Annotated in this window: 21 protein-coding genes; 12 read left to right on the top strand and 9 right to left on the bottom strand. The window is 54.5% G+C overall.

Annotated features, from left to right (window positions below; translation table 11 throughout):
* The 7 genes from FN082_RS08845 to FN082_RS08815 form a co-directional block, all read right to left on the bottom strand.
* Positions 1-1179, bottom strand: coding sequence for a glycoside hydrolase family 88 protein (locus FN082_RS08845; protein ID WP_142981459.1), 1179 nt, complete (start codon positions 1177-1179; stop codon positions 1-3).
* On the bottom strand, positions 1176-1658 hold the full coding sequence (locus FN082_RS08840) for a PTS sugar transporter subunit IIA (protein WP_142462276.1): 483 nt from the start codon (positions 1656-1658) through the stop codon (positions 1176-1178). Before FN082_RS08840 ends, FN082_RS08845 begins: the two co-directional genes overlap by 4 nt.
* Positions 1659-1831: 173 nt before the next feature.
* A complete protein-coding gene (locus tag FN082_RS08835; RefSeq protein WP_142981458.1) occupies positions 1832-4435 on the bottom strand; it encodes a sigma 54-interacting transcriptional regulator in 2604 nt (867 codons plus the stop codon).
* 181 nt (positions 4436-4616) lie between these two features.
* The gene (locus FN082_RS08830; RefSeq protein ID WP_142981457.1) at positions 4617-6362 is read right to left on the bottom strand and encodes a putative frv operon regulatory protein; all 1746 of its coding nucleotides are present in this window, start codon (positions 6360-6362) and stop codon (positions 4617-4619) included.
* Positions 6362-7432: an aminopeptidase gene (locus tag FN082_RS08825; protein ID WP_142981456.1), complete on the bottom strand. Its 1071-nt coding sequence runs from the start codon at positions 7430-7432 to the stop codon at positions 6362-6364. Before FN082_RS08825 ends, FN082_RS08830 begins: the two co-directional genes overlap by 1 nt.
* Complete coding sequence (locus FN082_RS08820; RefSeq protein WP_142981455.1) at positions 7422-8867, bottom strand: PTS fructose-like transporter subunit IIBC; 1446 nt, start codon at positions 8865-8867, stop codon at positions 7422-7424. Before FN082_RS08820 ends, FN082_RS08825 begins: the two co-directional genes overlap by 11 nt.
* 10 nt (positions 8868-8877) lie before the next feature.
* Positions 8878-9324 carry a PTS fructose transporter subunit IIA gene (locus tag FN082_RS08815; RefSeq protein WP_142462271.1) on the bottom strand — a complete coding sequence of 149 codons (447 nt, stop codon included), beginning with the start codon at positions 9322-9324 and terminating at the stop codon, positions 8878-8880.
* A 56-nt stretch (positions 9325-9380) separates the two neighbouring features.
* On the opposite strand from FN082_RS08815, the gene FN082_RS08810 reads away from it, so the two are divergent.
* The 8 genes from FN082_RS08810 (at position 9381) to FN082_RS08775 (ending at position 14630) form a co-directional block, all read left to right on the top strand.
* A complete protein-coding gene (locus tag FN082_RS08810; RefSeq protein WP_142462270.1) occupies positions 9381-9587 on the top strand; it encodes a hypothetical protein in 207 nt (68 codons plus the stop codon).
* A 208-nt stretch (positions 9588-9795) separates the two neighbouring features.
* Entirely contained in the window at positions 9796-10776 is a 981-nt protein-coding gene (locus FN082_RS08805) for a 6-phosphofructokinase (RefSeq protein WP_139537251.1), read from the top strand.
* 11 nt (positions 10777-10787) lie between these two features.
* Entirely contained in the window at positions 10788-11102 is a 315-nt protein-coding gene (locus FN082_RS08800) for a PTS sugar transporter subunit IIB (protein ID WP_139537252.1), read from the top strand.
* On the top strand, positions 11095-12462 hold the full coding sequence (locus tag FN082_RS08795; protein ID WP_139537253.1) for a PTS sugar transporter subunit IIC: 1368 nt from the start codon (positions 11095-11097) through the stop codon (positions 12460-12462). The genes FN082_RS08800 and FN082_RS08795 overlap by 8 nt, the downstream gene beginning before the upstream one ends.
* Positions 12449-13291, top strand: coding sequence for a class II fructose-bisphosphate aldolase (locus FN082_RS08790; RefSeq protein WP_139537254.1), 843 nt, complete (start codon positions 12449-12451; stop codon positions 13289-13291). The genes FN082_RS08795 and FN082_RS08790 overlap by 14 nt, the downstream gene beginning before the upstream one ends.
* A 57-nt stretch (positions 13292-13348) precedes the next feature.
* Positions 13349-13618 carry a hypothetical protein gene (locus tag FN082_RS08785; RefSeq protein ID WP_139537255.1) on the top strand — a complete coding sequence of 90 codons (270 nt, stop codon included), beginning with the start codon at positions 13349-13351 and terminating at the stop codon, positions 13616-13618.
* A gap of 23 nt (positions 13619-13641) precedes the next feature.
* Complete coding sequence (locus FN082_RS08780) at positions 13642-14079, top strand: PTS sugar transporter subunit IIA (protein WP_142981454.1); 438 nt, start codon at positions 13642-13644, stop codon at positions 14077-14079.
* Entirely contained in the window at positions 14076-14630 is a 555-nt protein-coding gene (locus FN082_RS08775) for an AAA family ATPase (RefSeq protein WP_142981453.1), read from the top strand. Before FN082_RS08780 ends, FN082_RS08775 begins: the two co-directional genes overlap by 4 nt.
* Positions 14631-14731: 101 nt before the next feature.
* Here FN082_RS08775 and FN082_RS08770 read toward each other — a convergent pair whose 3' ends face one another.
* Together FN082_RS08770 and FN082_RS08765 are read right to left on the bottom strand one after the other, a co-directional pair.
* Positions 14732-15055, bottom strand: coding sequence for an AzlD domain-containing protein (locus FN082_RS08770; RefSeq protein WP_142981452.1), 324 nt, complete (start codon positions 15053-15055; stop codon positions 14732-14734).
* The gene (locus FN082_RS08765) at positions 15055-15714 is read right to left on the bottom strand and encodes an AzlC family ABC transporter permease (RefSeq protein ID WP_139537259.1); all 660 of its coding nucleotides are present in this window, start codon (positions 15712-15714) and stop codon (positions 15055-15057) included. The genes FN082_RS08770 and FN082_RS08765 overlap by 1 nt, the downstream gene beginning before the upstream one ends.
* A gap of 100 nt (positions 15715-15814) precedes the next feature.
* Here FN082_RS08765 and FN082_RS08760 point away from each other — a divergent pair, with 100 nt between their 5' ends.
* From FN082_RS08760 to FN082_RS08745, 4 genes are all read left to right on the top strand, one after another.
* A complete protein-coding gene (locus FN082_RS08760) occupies positions 15815-16363 on the top strand; it encodes a helix-turn-helix domain-containing protein (RefSeq protein ID WP_142981451.1) in 549 nt (182 codons plus the stop codon).
* Positions 16364-16438: 75 nt separating this feature from the next.
* Positions 16439-17434, top strand: coding sequence for a substrate-binding domain-containing protein (locus FN082_RS08755; protein ID WP_142462268.1), 996 nt, complete (start codon positions 16439-16441; stop codon positions 17432-17434).
* A gap of 114 nt (positions 17435-17548) precedes the next feature.
* Positions 17549-19672, top strand: coding sequence for an alpha-galactosidase (locus tag FN082_RS08750; RefSeq protein WP_139537261.1), 2124 nt, complete (start codon positions 17549-17551; stop codon positions 19670-19672).
* Positions 19673-19713: 41 nt separating this feature from the next.
* Positions 19714-20979, top strand: a complete 1266-nt coding sequence (locus FN082_RS08745) for an MFS transporter (protein ID WP_139537262.1) — start codon at positions 19714-19716, stop codon at positions 20977-20979.
* Positions 20980-21029: the final 50 nt, after the last annotated feature.

Genomic DNA, 21029 nt, shown 5'->3' with positions numbered 1-21029 from the left:
TTAGCAAAAGTAGGGGGCCCAGACGCGGGAAAGGCGAACCAGGGCTTCGAAATAAAAATAATCGCCCCAGAGGTTTGGTTCGTTAATACCCATATTGCGGCCAAAGTTGTAAACGCCTTCGCGCAGCAGGCCGTCCTGAGCGTGGGCAAAGTAGCGCTCGCGTAAATTGCGCATCATCAAGTCGACAGCGTTGGCGTAGGCATGACGCAGCGGGTCGGTTAGCGGCAGCAGCTTCAGCAATTCCGCCAGACCGCAGGCGGCGATCGCCGCCGCAGATGTGTCCCGATACTGGTTATCTTCAGCGGTAAAGATCAGATCCCAGTAGCAGACAAAATCGTCCGGTAGGCGGTTAAGAAAATAGTGTGCCAGGCGGCGAGAGAGCTCGGGTTGCCAGGCATCGCCGGTATGGGCATATCCCAGCGCGAAACCGTAAATTCCCCACGCCTGACCGCGCGACCAGCAGGAGCTGTCGCTGAACCCCTGATGCGTATCGCCGCGCAGCGGCTGGCCGCTGTTTATATCCAGATAAAATGTATGAAAGGTCGACGCGTCTTCACGCACCAGGTAGCGTGCGGCCTGCGCCAGATGACGGCTGGCGGCTTCGCGCCACTGCTGATTTCCGGTTTCACTGGCAGCCCAAAACAGCAGGGGGACATTGAGGTTGCAGTCGATGATCATCCGCCCCTGACGCGCCGGGTCGTTTAAATCTCCCCATGCCTGAATCACGCCCGCCGTGGCGTTAAAGCGGCGATACAGCTGCTCGGCGGCGCGCAGGGCGAGTTCGCGCGCGCGCAGGTTGCCGGTGAGCTTCCAGGCATTAACGCAGGAGAGCAGATAGAGAAAGCCGAGGTCGTGGGTATCCACTTTGATCTGCTTATCGAGCCGCTCTTCAAAGCTGTCGAGCAGGCTTTCCGCCACCGCGCGGTATTTTTCATCGCCGGTCACTTCCCAGGCGAGCCACAGCATCCCGGTCCAGAATCCCTCGGTCCAGTCGACTTTTTCCACGTCTTCGTAGCGCCCATCGGTGGCGCTGGCGGCGGGAAAAGTTGCCGTAAAGCGCGGCAGCATGGCATCGAGTTGGATCAGAACTTCACTGATGGCCTCATTAAGCCAGACATTATCTAACCCCGGCTGAGAGGTGAGGTAACGGGCATCAAGCACTTCGAGTGCGATAGTCACAGGTTTTCCTCCCCGGCAAAAAAATCGTCAATATCGTCCTGGGTCTGCTGCTGCGTTGCCTGGCGCGCCGAGATGATTTCTGGCAACAGATTCATGTACTGCATCGCCCCACTGGCGGCGGCAACCGCATCCTGAAGCCGCTGCGCGGTATCGGCATGTTCCGACATGCAAAACTCCATCAACATAATCAGGTTGGCGCCGCTGATAACGTGAGCGTGGGGATATTTGACCATCATCTGCACGGCGGTATTGTTGACGCTGCCGCCGGGCATATCGGTAAACAGCACCAGTTCGTTGCCGCGACCGGCAGCCTGGCGGGCGAAAGCGTCAAAGCGCGTAGCCAGTTCAGCTGTCGAACCAATTTCGCCGCAATAGGCGCAGACAGGCGTGACGCCATGATCGTCACCAATCAGCAAATTCAATGCTGAGACAATCCCTTCGGCATAGCGGCCATGAGTTGCGATGTACATCTCTCGCATTTCGCGTTCCTTAATCTTTTCAGGTATCTGCCAGGGATTTTGCAATCAGCGTGCCATGTTTTTATTTGTATGTTTTTAAAGAATAAAATTTGTTTTTTGGACGCTGTTTTCAGTGTTGGAATTGCCCGCTTATGCAGTGTCGAGAGCGGCCAGTCGACGCTGGCCGCGAAGGGTTAATTGCTTGGGTCAAAAGCGATCCACGGCTCCATGATTTCATAAATCATCAGCACTTCGGTGAGCGGCAGGGTAATGTTGTATTTGCGGTTCAGCGCCAGGAAAAAGGTGTCATGGACGGCGACGAAAGCCTGCTGTTCCAGCGTCAGCCCCGCTTCTTCGCGATGGCGCACGCCGTTATTCACCATCACTCGCTCGATCATCAGCGCGATATGCATAAACAGATTGATGCGCAGGTAGCTTTCAAAATGGATTTTGTAGAAGGATTCATACTGTTTAATCACCGCTTCGACTTCATCAATAATCACCACCGGATTGAGGAAGTTGAGACGGCTGGCGACGCCTTCGACGGTAAACAGCTTCACTACCTCGTCAATCATCGGCTCCAGACCACCTTCCATCAGCAGCCCGTTGAAGTAATCGCGTTTTAACACCAGCGACTTTTCTTTAATCAACTGCTCTACGCTTAGCAGTGGAATATAGCCCGCTTCCAGATCGGTCGTGGTGATGATAAGCCTGGTACCGTTCAGCGCCGGGTCAGCGTGGGCGATTTTCCATTTCAGATCGTCATACTCCATCGTAATGATGTCGATCTCTTCCTGCGCCAGAAATCGCTGGACGATATCTTTCAGCTTGCGGGAGATCCCTTCGCCGGAGATGCAGGAGATAATGATTTTATTCCCCGGTAAAATCCCGGCGTAGTAGCGAGTTTCAACCTCATAGGCCCCTTTGGCGCTCTCAATAATCGCTTCCATCGACAGCTTGTCCTGAATTTTGGCGGCAATATCCAGCGCCATAGCGGTGCTGACGTTGTTGATAACCAACAGTTCACCATGCAGGTGGAGCTTAATCTCTTCGTAGATCTCTTTCAGCGATCCCATATCCACCAGGATAATCAGCCCGGCTCCTTGCTTAAGGCGGGAAACGTGGGCGATCAGCAGGTCGATGATTTCTCTGGTGGAGGTCGCGTTGGCCATATCGAAGGCTTTAAAGTAGTAGCCGCCGGTCAACTGATTGGCGATACCGGCAATGCTCGATGCGGTGGCGCGACCGTGGGAAACGATAATGCCCTGAATGGGGTCGTCTTCACCGGCCAGGGTATGAAAAGCGCAGCTTAATAGCGGAAGCAGCAGGGGCAGCGGCTGGCGGGTGACATGTTTGCTCAGCAAAGCGAGGCACTCCTCGGCGAGCAGCCGCGCCTTTGCGGAAACATAGTCGGCAATCGCCTGCAGTTCGCCAGCTTTAACCGCCTCCTGAGGAGCATGCAGCGCATAGCTGACGCAGAGCCAGACGGCTTTGCGGATCTCCAGGCTACAGGAGATGCCGGTCAAACTCTCCAGCTCCTCCAGGGCATGAACGGTGTTCTGCCAGATATAACCGCTGTACAGCGACTCGGCGGCAACCGTGCCGCTAACCGTGGTTAGCAATTGCTCCATTTTGCGATTCAGTAACAGCACGTTACCGCTGTGGCAAAAGTCGCGAAAAATAACCTCATCGCGCATCGCTTTTGGCAGCAGTTGGCTGGCATTCAGTACTTCATCATGAGGGTTGGCGGTAATGCTAATTATTTCGCCGCCGGATGAGTGGTCTTGTAGCGTAATGACGTCGGCATCGCGATTATCGCTCCAGGCGCTGGCGCACATCACTTTGATCTGATTTTTTAACTCACCGATATTGCCGCGCACCGGCGAGGTGACCCACTGATGCATCAGCTGATTATCGAGATGGATATTTCGGCGCAGGCTGAGCGCTTCCTGATGCAAAAAATGGCTAACCTGAGCGACGCGCTCGGTAAGCGGGCGCGAAATATAGTTGGGCAGCGTTACGCGAACCGGGATGCGTCGGCGGAAGGTGTTGAGCAGGACGGTGTCGATATTCTCCGTGGTGGCGAAGATAAAGCGCAGCGACGCCGGATGGCGCGTGCGGTTATCGCCAAGACGATAGAAATAGCCTTTGTCCATAAACAGGAATAATTTTTCCTGGTTCTCAGCTGATAGCCGATGGACCTCATCGAGGAACAGAAATCCGCCATCCGCATCATCAAAGGCCCCACGCTTTTCGCGGTCGGCCCCGGTGAACGCACCGCGCGTATAGCCGAAAAGCGTCGCCGAAAGCAGCTCCGGGTTGTTGGCGTAATCGGCACAGTTAAGCTCCACAAAGGGTTTATCTGCCGCGATCACGCTGCGCTCGACGGCATATTGATAAATCAGCGCCGCCAGATGGCTTTTCCCGACACCGCTTTCTCCGGAGAGCAGGACAGGCAGACCGTCGCCGGGATAATCCACCGCCGAGCGACAAAGCGCGATAGCTTCAGCCAGGCTGCCCTGTGCGCCGATCAACTGCTGAAAGGCATCGTGCTTTTTCGACACTATGCGAGACGCCTGCGCGTTTTTTACGCCATTTTGCTGCACAAAGAAGCGGACCGGGCGGGTATTTTCTTTACTGAGATGGCCATCGTCGCACAGTCTGTTGAGGTAATGACTGATGACGCTGCGGTTAACCTGCATAAAGTCCGCGCAGTCCTGAGCCGTGAAGCCCGCGGGTTTCTGCGCATAATGGGTGAGTATTTTGTGAAATAACTTTTCTTTCGCCGACAGCGCCATTTTTCAGTGTTCCGCATAGAGTAGAAAATAGCGTCGATTTAATTTAGACACTAGACACTACTGTTTTTATTAGACACTGAGTACTTTCCACGCCATGAATTAAAAATGAAACTATGTTTTGATTGGAATGTGATGAAGATCGCCACACATTTTTTATGGGAGAAAACAGATCTACAGAGATTTACTGGCGGAGCAGCGTAATAAACGCTTCATACCCGGCCAGCCCCGCAATGGTCTCTGCCGGGTGACGGCACAGCACGCTGGATAAATAGCTGAAGATTTTTAACTCATGCCGCGCATCGGCGGCGGCGCAGGCGATGAGCACATGGCTGACCGGCTCGTTATTGACCTGCACGGGGCACGCGAGGGTGATAAAGAATCCGCGAAAGCGGCGCTCCTGCTCGCTCCAGCAGTGGGGGATCGCCAGATGATTCACAATCAGGTTTTCACCCTCATGTTCCCTGGCGCAGATGCGCAGCGCCTCGTCTTCGGTGATATGGTTCTGCGCCACAAGCTGTCCGCAGATCCGGCCGATAATCTCCTGCCAGCTTTCGCCCAACACATTAGTGTAATGGAAGCTGCCCTGCTGTGAAAAGAAACGCTCAGGCTGCTGGCGGATAAAGGCCGTGGCGAGGAAGTTTTTAATCTGCTCGGTACCGGCTGCGGTGATAATGTTTTTGATAGTAAGAACATTTTTTAAAGCGTCATCAAGCAGATAGTGGCTATTATTGATGATTAACAGCGGGGTGATTTCTTCGCTGATAGCGCTCACTTCACCTGCGCTACGTGCAATGATCACTCGACAGTTCAACACGTCTCGCTCAATCGCCTGCTGGTTAATGGTGGCGATGGCGTTCTGATCGGAGAGCAAAATAATCGGCTGGCGCTCGTTCTGATGCCGCTCCAGAGCGCAGGCAAAATAGAGCCCAATCAGGTCGCTGTCGAACAGAGGAATATCCAACTGTTCGCGAAGCCGGGCGATAAAACGCAGGCTCATGTCGAAGGCGGCGGGCCAGGCGGCCTTCAGGTTATTCATGCTGCCCTGACGATGCTCCGGGATCCACACCGGGGCGGCGACGCAGCGCAGGAGGTGACCGGTAATATTTTCGACTAGCTGTTCGTCGATAATATTCAGCGGGGCAACGCCGGGCAGGGATTTCAGCAGCGACACGACGCCCTCTTCGGAAATCGTAGCGGTATGCTGTTGCTGCATTTCTAACAAACCAACCAGCGTGCTGAACGCCTCGCCACCGAGATAAATTCCCGCCTGCTCCACCGCATTGTTAAGCGCACTATGCTGATACTCAGGCCAGGCGGCGACGAGCTGGTTGCGCAGGGCATAAACGGCAAGCACCACGCTTGCGAGATACTCCCCGGAAACCAGCGCAAAAGCATGCAGATTTTCACAGGCCTGCTGAAGCCGATCGATGTTCTCGCGCGTCATGCCCGGCAGCGGAATCAACAGTGGATCTTTTTTCAGCAGATTCGCCAGCAGGATAATGCGCTTATCTTCAGGCTCATCAATAAAGTACCCGACGCCGGGACGGCTCTGGATGCAGAAGGCGCGTGCGTAGCGCTGCTTCAGGCGCGGCAACCTGTCGGCGACCCAGGTCTCCGGTAAATTCAGCGTCGCGGCGAGCTGCACGCGGGTAGTAAATGGGTTAAGCAGTAATATCGCCAGCAACCGGTCATCATTATCATGACGTTGTAAAAGCTGGAAATAGCCGCGCCGGTCGACAATATCCAGCTGATAGCCCGCTCCGCCGCCGGGGTGAATGCGGGCCTTACCGCTGAAGGTAAAGTTGAGGTAATCAATATCGCGCAGGATAGTGCGGCTCGATACGCCAGTTTGTCGCGCCAGTTCGCCCAGCAGGCAGGGCTGCTGTTCGAGAATCTCCGCGACCTTTAACTGGCGTTCCGATAGCATTATCTCACCTGGCGAAAGTCGGTGAAGGCTTTCACTTTATCCGCTGTCAGCGAGGTCAGCAGTTCGCGCACCAGGGTGAACAACGCCTTATAGTCCGTCGCTGAAATCATACCGCTGTTGGCGTGCAGATAGCGGGTCGGCAGGCACAGCGCAGCCACCGGACGACCACCGCCCATCACATTGTAACGTCCGCCGTCCGTTGCCCCGGTTTTCATGGTGCAGAACTGCAATGGAGCACCGCTGTCTCCGGCGCTCTGTTTTAACGCGGCGACCAGCTGCTGGTTGGGGAAATAGCGTTTATCAAACAGCATCAGCCCCGGACCATCGCCGAGTTTCAGCGGATATTTGATGCTGTCGATGCCGGGCACGTCGCCCGCAACGGCGGTATCCAGCACGATAACCACGTCGGGCTTGATATGCTCCGCCGAGGTTTGCGCCCCGCGCAGCCCGACCTCTTCTTCCACGCTGCCAACGCCGTACAGGGTGATCTCCGGGTTATCCACTGCCTGTAAAAGCTCCGCCATCAGGGCACAGCCGATGCGGTTATCCAGCGCTTTGCCAACGATCTTATCTTCGCCCCAGCGGGCAAAGTTTGCTTCCGGGCTGATGAAATCGCCGATCGCAATGCCGCGTTTTTCCACCTCTGCGCGGCAGCTTGCGCCAATATCAATAAACATCTCGTCAAACGACAGCGGCTGCTGTTTCTGCTTTTCCGTCAGGGCATGTGGTGCCACGGAGCCGATCACGCCGGGTATTTTAGCCCCCGTGCGAGTGCGAACGGTGACCCGATGATTAAGCATCGACTGGTTCCACCACCCGCCAATGGTGGTGAAACGGATAAAACCGCTCTCGTCGATATGCGTCACCATAAAGCCCACTTCATCCATATGCCCGACGATGGCGACTTTCGGCCCGCGCGTCCCTTTGCGGGCGACAAAGCTGCCGAGGCCGTCAAAGGTGATTTCATCCACGCACGGTTCCAGCGTATTGATCAAAATCGAGCGGACTTCCTGTTCATCACCGCTGACGGCGCTGGCTTCGCATAACTGCTGTAGTAACTCAATGTTCATGGGCAAGCTCCTGCTGCGCGGCTTTACGTTTGAGCCACAATCCTTTCAGAATGATGATTAGCGAAATGTTTAGCGCCAGGCCTATTGCCAGCACCAGATAAAATGAACCTACAGGCGACATCAGGCCGATCAGCGGGTCAAAGATACCTAAACCCGGCGCAAGACGTTTGATTCCGAAGGCGATCACCAGCATGCCGGTAATGCCTCCGGAGAGTGTATTGGCGGTAATCATCGGCAGCGGCGCGGCCAGCGCGTAAGGGATCGCCGGTTCGGTGGCGACGGTTGCACCGACCACAATCGCGCTGCTGGCGGCGGCCTTCTCCTGCTGGGTAAACAGTTTTGGCGCTAAATAGGTAGCGATGCCTGCGGCGACGGGCGGCATCAGCGCCACCACGCCGACGATGGCGTACCAGTCATAGATATGTTTTTCCAGCAGCGAGAAGCAGAAGAACCACGCGGTTTTGTTGATCGGTCCGCCCATGTCGAACGCCAGCATTGCGCCAACAAGGAAAGCTGCGCCCATTTTCATTGATGGCGGAATAGTGTTCAGGAAGTGCAGCAGACCACCCATGATGTCGGACATCACTGGTCCGACGACGTAGTACGTCAGCACGCCAAACACCAGCAGAGTGACGAACGGGATCAGCATCGAGCCGAGCAGCGGCTGAAGCGCCTTGCCGAGACGTACCTTGCGAAACCATAACACGAAGTAGCCGATTGCCAGCCCCAGCACGACCGCGCCGAGAAATCCCGCACCGGATTGGGTACCTAACAATCCTTTATCGTTCGCCAGATAGCACACCAGAAACGCCGGGGCGAACGCCGGTTTATCGGCAATCGACCACGCGATGTATGCGCCCATAATCGGGATCATAAAGGTGAAACCGAGATAGCCGATGGATTCGACGACCCAGGTAAAAGACGGCGCGCCTTTCGACATATCCGTATAGGGTAAACCGAACTGCACCAGCATATTGGCGATGGCGACCAGAATACCGCCGCCGATAACAAACGGCAGCGCGGCGGAAACGCCCGCCATCAGGTGGCTCATCACGCTTCCCTGCTGTACATCCTGTTTACCCAGCTTGACGCCACTATCGGCGGCAAACAGCTGTGAATGTGAAGGCAACTGCATAAAAATCTGGTCAATATTTTTCAGCGCCTGAGAAATGGCGATCTCGTAGACCTTTTTCCCGGCGAAGCGCGCGCGGTCTTCACCGCTTAAGCCGCGGCCTGTTGCCAGAATCACGTAATCCGCGGCGGCAATTTCCTCACTGGTCAGCCGGTTTTCCACGCCGCTTGAACCCTGGGTTTCGACTTTAATGGTATGGCCGAGCGAACGCGCTTTTTGCTCCAGCGCTTCCGCCACCATATAGGTGTGGGCGATTCCCGCAGGACAGTTGGTGATCGCCACTAAACGTAAGGATGACTCCATAGCCGCTTCCTTATGAGGTTAAGGTCTGATTGAGCAGGGCAAGTACCTGGTTGGCGTCGCCCTGTTTCAACTGGTTGATAAAATCCTGATGGATAATTTTGCGGCACAAGGTGCCGATGATTTTGACCTGATCGTCCTCGCCGGTTTGCGGCACGCCGAGGCAGATCCAGCAGTTGACGTCTTCGCCGTCGCTGGCCTTCCAGTCAACATCTGCTGATTTACGCGCAAACAGCACGAAGGGCTGCTTCACGCAGGCGCTTTTGCCGTGAGGAACGGCGATGCCTGAACCAAATCCGGTAGAGTGCAGCTTTTCGCGCAGCAACAGCGTTTGCAAAAACTGATTACGGTCGCTGACGTAACCATTATGAAAGGCTATGTCCGCCAACTGCTTGAGGATGGAATAAACGCTATTGCCCTGAATATTCAGGTCAATACAGTTCGCTGTAAGGGCTGCCATGGTGAGACTCCGTTAAAACCTGTTTCATACGATTTTAACGGTGAGACGATGAAGAGATGAGCGGCAATATGTCAGCGCTCGGTGACATTTTGCCCGGTAAGCTCAAGCGTACTTTGTGCGCAGGCACACAAATTCAGAGCGGGCAGGTTAGAGGAAAACCTTCCTGCCGTAAAAAAATGCGCGGTTTATCACATTTCTTTCTTTCCGCAAAAAAGGATTTATTGGCAGAAACACGCAGCCAGCACAGGGAATTATCGAATTAAGTAACTTAATGATCTTAAACAGAATAAAAAATTAACTGTTAAGCCGATCTCACTTTATAAAAGAGATATTGATCACAAAAAATAGCGTAATAAATCGGTTGTCAATATTAGGCTGGAGCGAAATTATCGGCATATTGTGATCTCTATTGCAAATAACAGGCTTGAAGTCGAGGAAAAATGTTGGCAGAGAAAACAACGGAGGCGGGCAATGAAAATTGGCATTGTTATTAGTGGTGGAGATGTCTCTGGAATTAATAATTTTATATTCCAGATTGCCAAAATGGCGAATGCTGAGATCACCATTTTTAATGGTGGAATACCTGGACTGTTGGATAAAAAACATCAAGTGGTCGCCTGGCGCGATCTGGTCGATTTCTCGATTGCCGCTATTCCGATTATTACCTCCGGACGTACTAGCCGAAAACTACAGCGTAGTGAATATGAAGTTATTGCCAAAAAAATTAAATCACTGCGTGTTGATGTGCTGATTATGGCCGGCGGTGACGGTAGCCTCCAGTTTCTTAATACCCTCAGCGAATTTGATATTAACTGTTTTGGCGTTGGGATGACGATTGATAACGATGTGTACGGTAGCGATTATACCATTGGTTTCTCTACCGCTTGTGAGCAGATTATTAAAGAAGTCTCCCGTTTAAGAAATACCGGAAGAGCATTGCCGGGCCGCGTATTTATGGTTGAAATATTAGGAGGTTATTGTGGAGAGCTAACGTTGCAGTCGGCGATAAAATGTAATGCTGATATTGCCCTTATCCCGGAATCACAGATGCCGCTGGAAACGTTGGCCGAGCGCGTAAAGCAGAAACTGGCCAGGCAGAACAGCGTTGTGATTCTCTGCTCCGAAGGCTACACCAGGGAGTACTCCCCCGGATTCCAGGGGGCCATTGATACCATGATAAAGCAGCTTGAACCGAGAATTGGCGTACGGATTCGTAAAACCATCGTGGGCTACGGTTTACGCAGTGGTGACCCAACCTGCGAAGAAATTTATCAGGGCACGATTATGGCCAGCGAAGTGGTTCGTTGTATCCAGTCCGGGATGAAAAATAAAGCCATTATAATTAATTCAAGTAACAAACCGATTCCGATTGATTTAGTTAGTATGAAAAAACGTCTGGTTGATACCGAAGGACACCATTATAAACTTGCCAAACAACTCAATATTATTTGAGGAGACCCTACATGCTAAAAATTCTTTGCGTATGTGGCTGCGGCCTCGGTTCAAGCTTTGCCATTGAAATGACGGCAAAAGCTGTTTTAAAGAAACTGGAAATTCCGGCGCATATTGAACACACCACCGTTTCTGAAGCTGGGGCATTTAAATCCGATATGATCCTGACGCAAAAAACCTTTGCCGATATATTAACGGCCGATGCCAGCGAGGAGGAAATTAAGCGCGTCGTCGTACTGAATAAGCTCACGGATAAAGATGAGATTGAAACTAAGATCGTTGCATTCTTAAAAGAGCATAACCTGAAGGTAGCGGACTATGAATAGCTTTGTAGAGTTTATCGTCAAAGACTTGCTCGGTCAGGCTTCGATATTAATCGCCTTTATTGCGATGCTGGGCCTGATTTTGCAAAAAAAATCACCGGGCAAAACGGCAGAAGGAACGTTTAAAACGCTGCTCGGCTTCTTAATCATGATGGCCGGAATCAACATTATTGTCGCCACGCTAACGTTCCTCAACGATATCTTTACCCAGGGATTTGGCATGAAAGGCTACATTACCGATGTTGCCGCTATTGCCGGATTAGCCAATCGGGAATTAGGTTCTGAAGTGGCGCTGACGCTGCTGGTGATCTTTGCCGTCAATATTATTATCGCCCGCCTCACGCCGCTGAAATATATCTTCCTGACCGGGCAAGCGCTGCTATGGATGGCGACTATTGGCGCGGTGATTGGCTATAAAGCCGGACTGACCGGGCTGCCGTTAATTTTAACTGGCGGGATTTTCGGCGGCGTAATGGCGGTGCTGATGCCCGCGCTGGCACAGCCGGTGGTCAGGCGGATTACCGACTCTGATGACGTGGCGCTGGGGCACTTCTGTACCATTGGTTATCTTGTTCAGGCGGCGGTGGCGAAAGTGGTGGGTAAAGGTTCCCGCTCAACGGAAGACCTTGAACTGCCGGATAACTTTAAGTTCCTCCAGGATACCTACCTCGCGATGGCGGTGGTGATGGTGCCGATGTACCTCATCCCGGCGGTCGCGGCGGGCCCGGAATATATTGGTCAGTTCTCCAACGGTATTAATTACCTGATGTACGCCTTTATGCAGTCCATTCAGTTTGTGGCGGGCGTCTTCGTGCTCTACAGCGGCGTTCGCTTACTGCTTAATGAACTGGTTCCGGCATTTCGCGGTATCGCAATGCGCATTGTCCCGGACGCCAAGCCCGCGCTGGATTGCCCGGTTCTGTTCCCCTATGCGCCCAATGCGGTGATTGTCGGTTTCCTGGCGACCACCGTCGGCTCCATCATCGGCATGCTGGTGTTCCCGATGTTCGGCCTGGCGATGATTCTGCCCGGTCTGTTAACCAACTTCTTTGCTGGCGGTACGGCGGGCGTATTTGGTAACGCGCTGGGAGGCCGCCGCGGGGCGATGATTGGCGGCGTGGTTCATGGCCTGTTTATCACCTTCCTGCCTGCGATTCTGGTGCCGATGCTGGAAAGCTACGGCTTTACCGGCGTCACCTTTAGCGATTCGGACGTGATCAGTTCCGGTCTGGTATTAGGCCACGCTTTCCAGAATAACTGGTTGTTTGTCGCCTTATTCATTGTTTTTGTTGCCGCACTGGCATGGTTCGTAAACGGTAAATCAGCGAAGCCAAAAGGGGAAAATGTTCATGAGTCTGTATAACTTCAACGATATTCTGAAAATTGCGCAGGAAAGAAAATTTAAAGCCATTGGATCGTTTAATTTGCACTGTATTGAAATGCTGCCCGCTTTTTTTAAAGCGGCGCAAAAAAGCAATAGCCCATTAATGATTCAAATCTCGACCGGGACGGCGGAATATCTTGGTTATCGTTTACTGGTGGATGCCGTTTGTTCATTAGCGGAAAGTGAAAATGTGCCGACCTGCCTGCATCTGGATCACTGCTCCGATATTAGCGCTATTGAAACAGCAATGGATGCCGGGTTTTCTTCCGTAATGTACGACGGTTCCCATTTAGGGCTGGAGGAAAATATTGGCAATACGCGGATAGTGGTAGAGATGGCGCGCCCGCGAAATATCACGGTAGAAGGCGAACTTGGCGCTATCGGCGGCTCGGAAGATGGTAAAGCGGTGGCTGCGGAAGATATCTGCTTTACCACGGTGGAAGATGCCAAACGCTTTGTTGATGAGACACAGGTCGATATGCTGGCGGTCTCCGTGGGGACGGTACACGGCCTGTATACCGGCAAGGCGCAGATCCAGCACCAGCGGCTGAAAGAAATTAGCGCCGCCACCGGCGTGCCGTTAGTGCTCCATGGCGGTACCGGCGTCAGCGATGAGGACATGCGCCTGGCCGTTACCGAGGGCATCAATAAAGTGAATGTCGGCACGGAAATGAACGTCCAGTGGGTCGATCAATGCAAAACTACCTTTGAAAAAGGCAAAGTGAATGACAGCGTGCGCAAGTTTTTAATTCCGGCGAATAACGCGGTCACTCATGTATTAATGGAAAAAATCGCTCTGTTTAAATAAACCTTCGTTATTTAATGGTATTCCGTTGCCCTGTAGTTCGCCAGGGAGGAGCTCGCTATGTTTGAATCTTTGAAAACGCTGTGGAAAAAAGAAAATAATCCGCCGCAGGATTATGACCAACAGTCCCGCCAGCTGGCGGAGGAAATAGTCCGGCTGGAAGGCGAATTACAGGGCAACCCAGGTAATGGCGAAGTACAGAAAGCGTTAATGCTGATGTATAACCGGGCGCTGTCGGTGTATGCCAAAAGCAAAACACATCGGCAAGAAATAGATGCGCTTTTTATTCGTATTGATGAGTTGCGCAATGTTATTCGCCGCAATATTTAGGATTAGATTCTTAGGGAGTCATCATGACGATAAAAGAATTACTTATTGAGGCCGATGCCATTCAGGTCGGCGTCACGGAGTCCGACTGGCAGAAGGTGATTCACCTGGCGGCCAGTCCGCTGGTCGCAAAAGGGTATATCTCGGCAGAATACGGCCGGGCGGTGATTGATAATACCCTGCACCATGGTGCGTATTACGTTTTTGATGAAGGGGTGGCGATCCCCCACGCCAGGCCCGAATGCGGCGTAAGGCGTAACTGTTTTAGCCTGGTGGTGCTGAACAAACCGATTCAGTTTGCCGATAGCGAGAAGGCGGATATTGTCATTATGTTCGGCGCGCAGGACAGCAATGCCCATATTGAGGAGGGGATCCGCGCGATTATCGCGTTGCTCGATAATAACGAAACGATGACTAAGCTGCGGGCCGCCAGCAGCCGGGAGGAGGTCGTCGCGCTGTTATGAACAGACATCTCACTCCCGGCTGCAAAACGGTGATTTTAATTAACGGCATTCCCGCATCGGGTAAAAGCACCGTCACCCGGCAGCTCTCGGCAACATTTAATCTGCCGCTGCTGACCATTGACGGTATTAAAGAGCCCTTTATGGCGCGCTTTACTGACATTGATCGACCCTTCAATCGGCAGCTGGGCTGCGCCGCCTATGAGGTTATTTGGTCGATTGTCGGTCAGTCTCCGGCGGGCTGCGTCTGGCTGGTCGACGCCTGGTTTGGTTTTCAGCCGCGTGAAACATTGCAGCAATTGCTTCAGCAGGCTGGCGTTGAAAAGGTCCTTGAGGTCTGGAATCACATCTCGCCAGAACTTGCGGTATCGCGCTACGCCGCGCGGTTGCAGGATCGCAAACCGGGACATCCGGGTGAAGAGTATCTCCCGGAGCTGGCGCTACTGGCGCAACGGGTGGAACCGATGCGCCTGGGGCCGGTGTTTACGGTTGATCAGCAGCAGCCGCTGGAGATTGCATCCGTTACCCGTTGGATCGAAGCACAAATACAGTAAGACGTATAATTTTTTGATATATCGGGTTTTGTAGGCCGGGTCAGGCGTTAGCCGCCACCCGGCAGAAATGCACGCACATCGTCTAAATGCAAAATCGTTTTTTAATGTATCCCCGCCATTCGTAACAGTGCCGTCACCACGGCCGCGGCAATAATCACCACGATCAACGGCATCTTGCGCCAGGCGAGGAACACCGCAAAGCCCACGCCCAACACCCGCGCCATCCCGGCAAAATGCTCCCCTTCATAAAAAGTGGTCGCCAGCGCCACGGAAAAGAGCAGCACCGTCGCCGCATCGGAAAGCAGCGCCTGGGAGCGTTCGGAAAAGGCTAAACGGTTGCCGAGCTTTGCCCCACCTAAACGCATTAAATAGGTTCCCAGAGATAGCACGGCAATACCGGCAATAAATAGCGTCATATTGCCCATTATTTTTTCCTCGTCAGCAGGCCAAACAGCGACAGCAGGACCGGCAGGCCAACCGGCGAAAAGGGTACCGCGGCCAGCGATAGCGCTGCTCCGCTACAGGCGCGAATAAGCGTCGTGCGGTTTTTAAATGCCGGAACCACCAGCGCCAACAGAATCGCCGGGAATACCGCATCGAGGCCGATGGTCTCCGGTGCCGGGAGCAGCTTGCCGACCCCCGCGCCCAATAACGCCCCCAGCGGCCAAATCAGCGCCACGCCCAGACCGCATAGCCAGTAGGCAGCCCGGCGCTGTTCGGGTGTTTTCTGCGACAGACCAAACACCACGCTTTCGTCGTTCATGATGTGGCAACCGAGGAAGCTGGCGGCGCGCTGGCCGACCAGATCGCGTACCGTGACGCCGAAAGGAATATGGCGGGCGTTAACCAGTAAACCGGCCGCTGCCGCTGCCAACGGGTTGCCGCCGCTGGCGACAATCCCAATAAACATAAACTCAGAAGCACCCGCCAGCACGCAAACTGAGAGGACAAAAGGCACCCAAATGGGAAAGCCATAGGCGATAGCCAGCGAGCCGTAGGACATGCCGACGATGCCGACCGCCAGGCAGACTAATACAATTGCTTTGATGGTGTCGCCTTTGAGGCTGGCGAAGTGCTGCTTCATACTCTTTAGCCATATCGAACGAATTTCCATTATAATGAACGCAACAGAATCGCATTTCAAGACGAACGAATCGTTCGTTATAAAAAACACGGAGCAGTGTATGACTCAGCCAATTAGTCTGATAGCCAAAAGTCTGGTACGTGAACGTGCGCGTACCGGGATTTCCCTCGCCGAAGTTGCGCGGCGGGCGGGGATTGCCAAATCGACGTTATCGCAGCTGGAGTCCGGCAACGGCAACCCGAGCCTGGAAACCCTGTGGGCGCTGTGCGTGGCTCTCGATATTCCCTTCGCTCGTCTGCTGGAGCCGCAGGTCAATACGACCCAGGTGATCCGTCGTGGCGAGGGGACGAAAGTTATCGCCGAGCAGGCAAACTATCAGGCGATCCTCCTGGCTGCCTGCCCGCCGGGCGCACGGCGCGATATTTATCTCTTATTGACCCAGCCGGGAGCGGACCGTATTTCGCAGCCGCATCCGCCGGGTTCAGTGGAGCATATTATTGTCACCCAGGGGCGAGCGCGGGTTGGCCTGACGGAAGCGCCGGAAGAACTGGGCGAAGGGGATTACATTTGCTATCCCGCAGACCGGGAGCACGTTTTCCAGGCGCTGGAGCCGGATACTCAGGCGCTGCTGGTGGCCGAGCAAAACTAGTCACGGCGGCATGCTGGACGCCATGGCCGTATTGCGGGACACTAGCCGCATTCTCCCGCGAAGACAGGGATACTTATGTCGTTGAAAGCCATTGCTAAAGAACTTGGGATCTCGGTCACGACCGTCAGCCGTGCGTTAAACGGCTACGACGACGTGTCGCAGGAGACGCGCGCCCGCGTGGAAGCCGAAGCGCAGCGTCGCGGATATCGCCCGAATACCTTCGCCCGTCGTCTGAAGATGGGCAAAATTGACGCCGTTGGCCTCGTTTTCCCCGTGCGTCCTGCGCCGCTGAATAACAACGTTTTTCTCGATATGGTCGGTGAAATCAGCCACGAGCTGGCGCGCTATGAGATTGATTTACTGCTGATTGCCGATGATGAACAAGCCGACAAGCACGGGTATATGCGTATGGTGCAGAGTCGTCGCGTTGATGCGTTGATTGTCGCGCATACCCTCGATGACGATCCGCGTCTGGCGCAGCTGCTCTCATCGGGTTTTCCGTTTCTGGCCCTGGGCCGCAGCCGCCTGCCGCAACCCTACGCCTGGTTTGATTTCGACAACCAGGCCGGAACCTATCGCGCTACCCGCCACCTGATTAGCCAGGGGCATCAGCGCATCGCGTTATTGAGCGAAAATAATAATCAGGCGTTTATTACTCAACGCCGCAACGGTTATCTGCAAGCGCTACGCGAAGCCGGATTAGCCGAGGACTGGCTGCGCAGCGTGTCGCCAACCCGCCGCAGTGGGTTTCAGGCAACGATGGAGCTGCTGCGTTTGCCTGAACCGCCCACGGCGATTGTCACCGATTGCAACAGCCACGGTGACGGCGCGGCGATGGCTCTTGCCCAGCAGGGACGTCTTACCGGCGAAAATCGCGTTTCGCTGGTGGTTTACGACGGCTTGCCGCAGGACAGCATCATTGAAACCCCGGTTGGCGCGGTGATTCAATCTACCCGGCAGGGCGTTGGGCGCCAGATAGCCAGCATGGTTCGTCGCTTGATTGCCGGTGACGATCTCGCCTCTCTCCAGGTGCTCTGGCAGCCTGAATTTATCCCCGGCGAAACCGCCTGATTCCCTTGCCATCAGATTAATTTCCTGAACTCGATCACGGATCCGAAACGTTTTGGTTGGCGTCCGAAACGTTTCGGATCAACAGTAAGGCATTCCTTGTTGTGGAGATGTCTGATGTCTGATTCGATTTTACGCCTGCAAAGCGCTGTAGCTGATGTGGTGATAAAAACCCATCCGTTCGCCGAAATTATCTACTGGGGGCCGCATTTAAGCCACTTTTCGCCGCAGGATGCGGTCAGTCTGGCTCGTCCGGTCGCCAATAGCCGCGTGGACGTTGATTCACCGGTAACGTTAATGGCCGAGCTGGGCCACGGTCTGTTCGGCGCGCCGGGTATTGAAGGTCATCGCCAGGGTCTGGACGCCTCGCCGATTTTTACCACCACCGATGTGGTGCAGGATGGGCAAAATTTAACGATTACCAGCGAAGACTCGCAGGCAGGCCTGCGGTTATGCAGTGAAATCCAGCTCGACAGCAGCGGCGTACTGAGCGTTCGTCATGGTTTAACCAACCTGCGCGCGCAGCCCTGGCAGGTGGACCGTCTGGCGATTACGCTGCCGGTCGCCGAGCGCGCCCGCGAAGTGATGGCCTTTCATGGCCGCTGGATCCGTGAATTCCAGCCCCATCGTCTGATTCTGGAGCATGACAGCTTCGTGCTGGAAAACCGCCGCGGACGCACCTCTCATGAACATTTTCCGGCGCTGATTACCGGTAGCAAAGCCTTTAGCGAGATGCAGGGAGAAGTGTGGGGCGTGCATCTGGGCTGGAGCGGCAACCACCGTCTGCGGGCGGAGGCCAAAACCGATGGTCGCCGCTATCTGCAGGCGGAAGCCCTCTACCTGCCGGGCGAAATGGCGCTGGCGGAAGGCGAAACGCTGTGGACCCCGAATCTCTACGCCAGCTACTCCGCGCAAGGGCTGAACGGCATGAGCCAGCAGTTCCACCGCTACCTGCGCGAGCAGATTATTCGTTTCCCCGGCAACAAACCGCGCCCGGTGCACCTCAATACATGGGAAGGGATCTATTTCGACCACGACCCGCAGTACATCATGCGCATGGCGGATGAGGCGGCGGAGCTGGGGGTTGAGCGCTTTATCATCGATGACGGCTGGTTTAAAGGGCGCAATGACGACTGGGCGGCGCTCGGCGACTGGTATCTCGACGAGAAAAAATACCCTAACGGCCTGGCCCCGGTTATCGACCACGTGAAGTCGCTGGGAATGGAGTTTGGTATCTGGGTTGAGCCGGAAATGATTAACCCGAATTCGGATTTGTATCGCGCACATCCGGATTGGGTGCTGGCGCTGCCGGGCTATACGCTGATCCCTGGGCGTCATCAGTTTGTGCTGAACCTGAATATCCCCGAAGCCTTTGACTATCTGCTGGAGCGGATGAGCTGGCTGCTGGGCGAGCACGCCGTGGACTATGTGAAGTGGGATATGAACCGCGAGCTGGTGCAGCCAGGGCATAACGGCAAAGCCGCCGCCGACGCGCAGACCCGTCAGTTCTACCGCCTGCTGGATACGCTGGTGGCTCGTTTCCCGCATATCGAGTTTGAATCCTGCTCCTCCGGCGGCGGGCGTATCGACTATGAAGTGCTGAAGCGCAGCCACCGCTTCTGGGCTTCCGACAATAACGATGCCCTGGAGCGCAATACCATTCAGCGCGGCATGAGCTACTTCTTCCCACCGGAAGTGATGGGCGCGCACATCGGCAACCACCACTGCCACGCCACCTTCCGCCAGCACAGTATTGCTTTTCGCGGCCTGACGGCGCTGTTCGGCCATATGGGCCTTGAGCTGGACCCGGTGAACGCTGACGAACAAGAGCGCGCGGGTTATCGCAAATATGCGGCGTTGCATAAGCAGTGGCGCGACTTAATCCATCACGGCGTGCAGTGGCGGGCAGATATGCCGGACTCCACGACGCTCGCGCACGGCGTGGTCAGTGAAGATAAGAGCCAGGCTATTTTCCTCGTCAGCCAGCTGGCGATGCCGGACTACACCCTGATGGCGCCGCTGCGCGTGGCGGGCCTGGACGCGGGCGCGCGCTATCAGGTGACGCTGCTCGATCATCCGAATATTCAAATTACAGGAGAGGGTGGCCATACGATGCGTAAGCTGCCGGAATGGATGACGACGCCGCAGACCGTAAGCGGCGAGTGGTTACAACAGGCGGGACTGGCGCTGCCAATCCTTGACCCGGAAAGCGCCATTTTGATTGGCCTGCAACGCGTGTGATGGCGACGGGCCGCGCGTCGGCCCTTTTTGAGGAAAACACAATGAACCCGACCGTCTGTACCCATAAAAACAACCCCAATTTCTGGATTTTCGGGCTGTTCTTCTTTCTCTACTTTTTCATTATGGCCACCTGCTTTCCGTTTTTGCCGATCTGGCTATCGGATGTCATCGGCCTGAATAAAACCGAGACCGGTATCGTTTTCTCCAGCCTGTCGCTGTTCGCTATCTGCTTTCAGCCCATCCTGGGCGTGATTTCCGACAAGCTCGGGCTGAAAAAGCACCTGATGTGGATAGTGACCGTGCTGCTGGTGCTGATTGCTCCCTTTTTCCTCTACGTTTTTGCGCCGCTGTTGAAAACCAATATCTGGCTCGGCGCGCTAAGCGGCGGTGCTTATATTGGCTTTGTTTTCTCCGCCGGTGCCGGGGCGATGGAAGCCTATATCGAACGCGTGAGCCGCAATAGCGGGTTCGAGTACGGCAAGGCGCGTACTTTTGGCTGCCTCGGCTGGGCGCTGTGCGCGACCACGGCCGGGATGCTGTTTAGCGTAAACCCGGAGTGGGTGTTCTGGATGGGATCGGCCGCCGCGCTGGTGCTGGTTGTGCTGGTGGCTATCGCTAAACCGCAGGCCAGCCAGAGCGCCCAGGTGATGGATTCTTTGGGCGCGAATCGCCCGGCGGTGGATTTAAAAACCGCCGTGAGCATGTTCCGCCAGCGTAAAATGTGGATGTTTATCCTCTACGTGATTGGCGTAGCCTGTGTGTATGACGTCTTCGATCAGCAGTTTGCCACCTTCTTTAAATCCTTCTTTGCCACTCCGGAATCAGGCACCCGCGCCTTTGGTTTTGCGACCACCGCCGGGGAAATTTGTAACGCGATAATTATGTTCAGCTCGCCGTGGATTATTAACCGCATCGGGGCGAAGAACACGCTGCTGATTGCTGGGATGGTGATGGCGGCAAGGATGATTGGTTCCTCGTTCGCCACGACCGCTGCGGAAGTAGTGGCCCTGAAAATGCTCCATGCGCTGGAAGTGCCGTTCCTGCTGGTGGGTGCGTTTAAATATATTACCGGCGTATTTGATGTCCGCCTGTCGGCGACGATTTATCTGGTCGGCTTCCAGTTTTCCAAACAGGTGGCGGCGATTTTCCTCTCTGCTTTCGCTGGCAATATGTATGACCGGATCGGTTTTCAGGATACCTATATGATCCTTGGCGGAATCGCCCTGGCCGTCACGTTAATCTCCGCCTTTACCTTGTCGGGGAAGAGAAAATCGGAAAATATTAGCGATAATGCCATGACGGTTTGATAAAAAGATGAATTAATGACTTCACAGGGATGTGTTAAATAAATTAGGAA

This window comes from Klebsiella spallanzanii (assembly GCF_902158555.1).
Taxonomy (GTDB): Bacteria; Pseudomonadota; Gammaproteobacteria; order Enterobacterales; family Enterobacteriaceae; genus Klebsiella; species Klebsiella spallanzanii.
The sequence above is the reverse complement of the archived record's forward strand: the minus strand, read 5'-3'. Positions and strand labels throughout refer to the sequence as shown.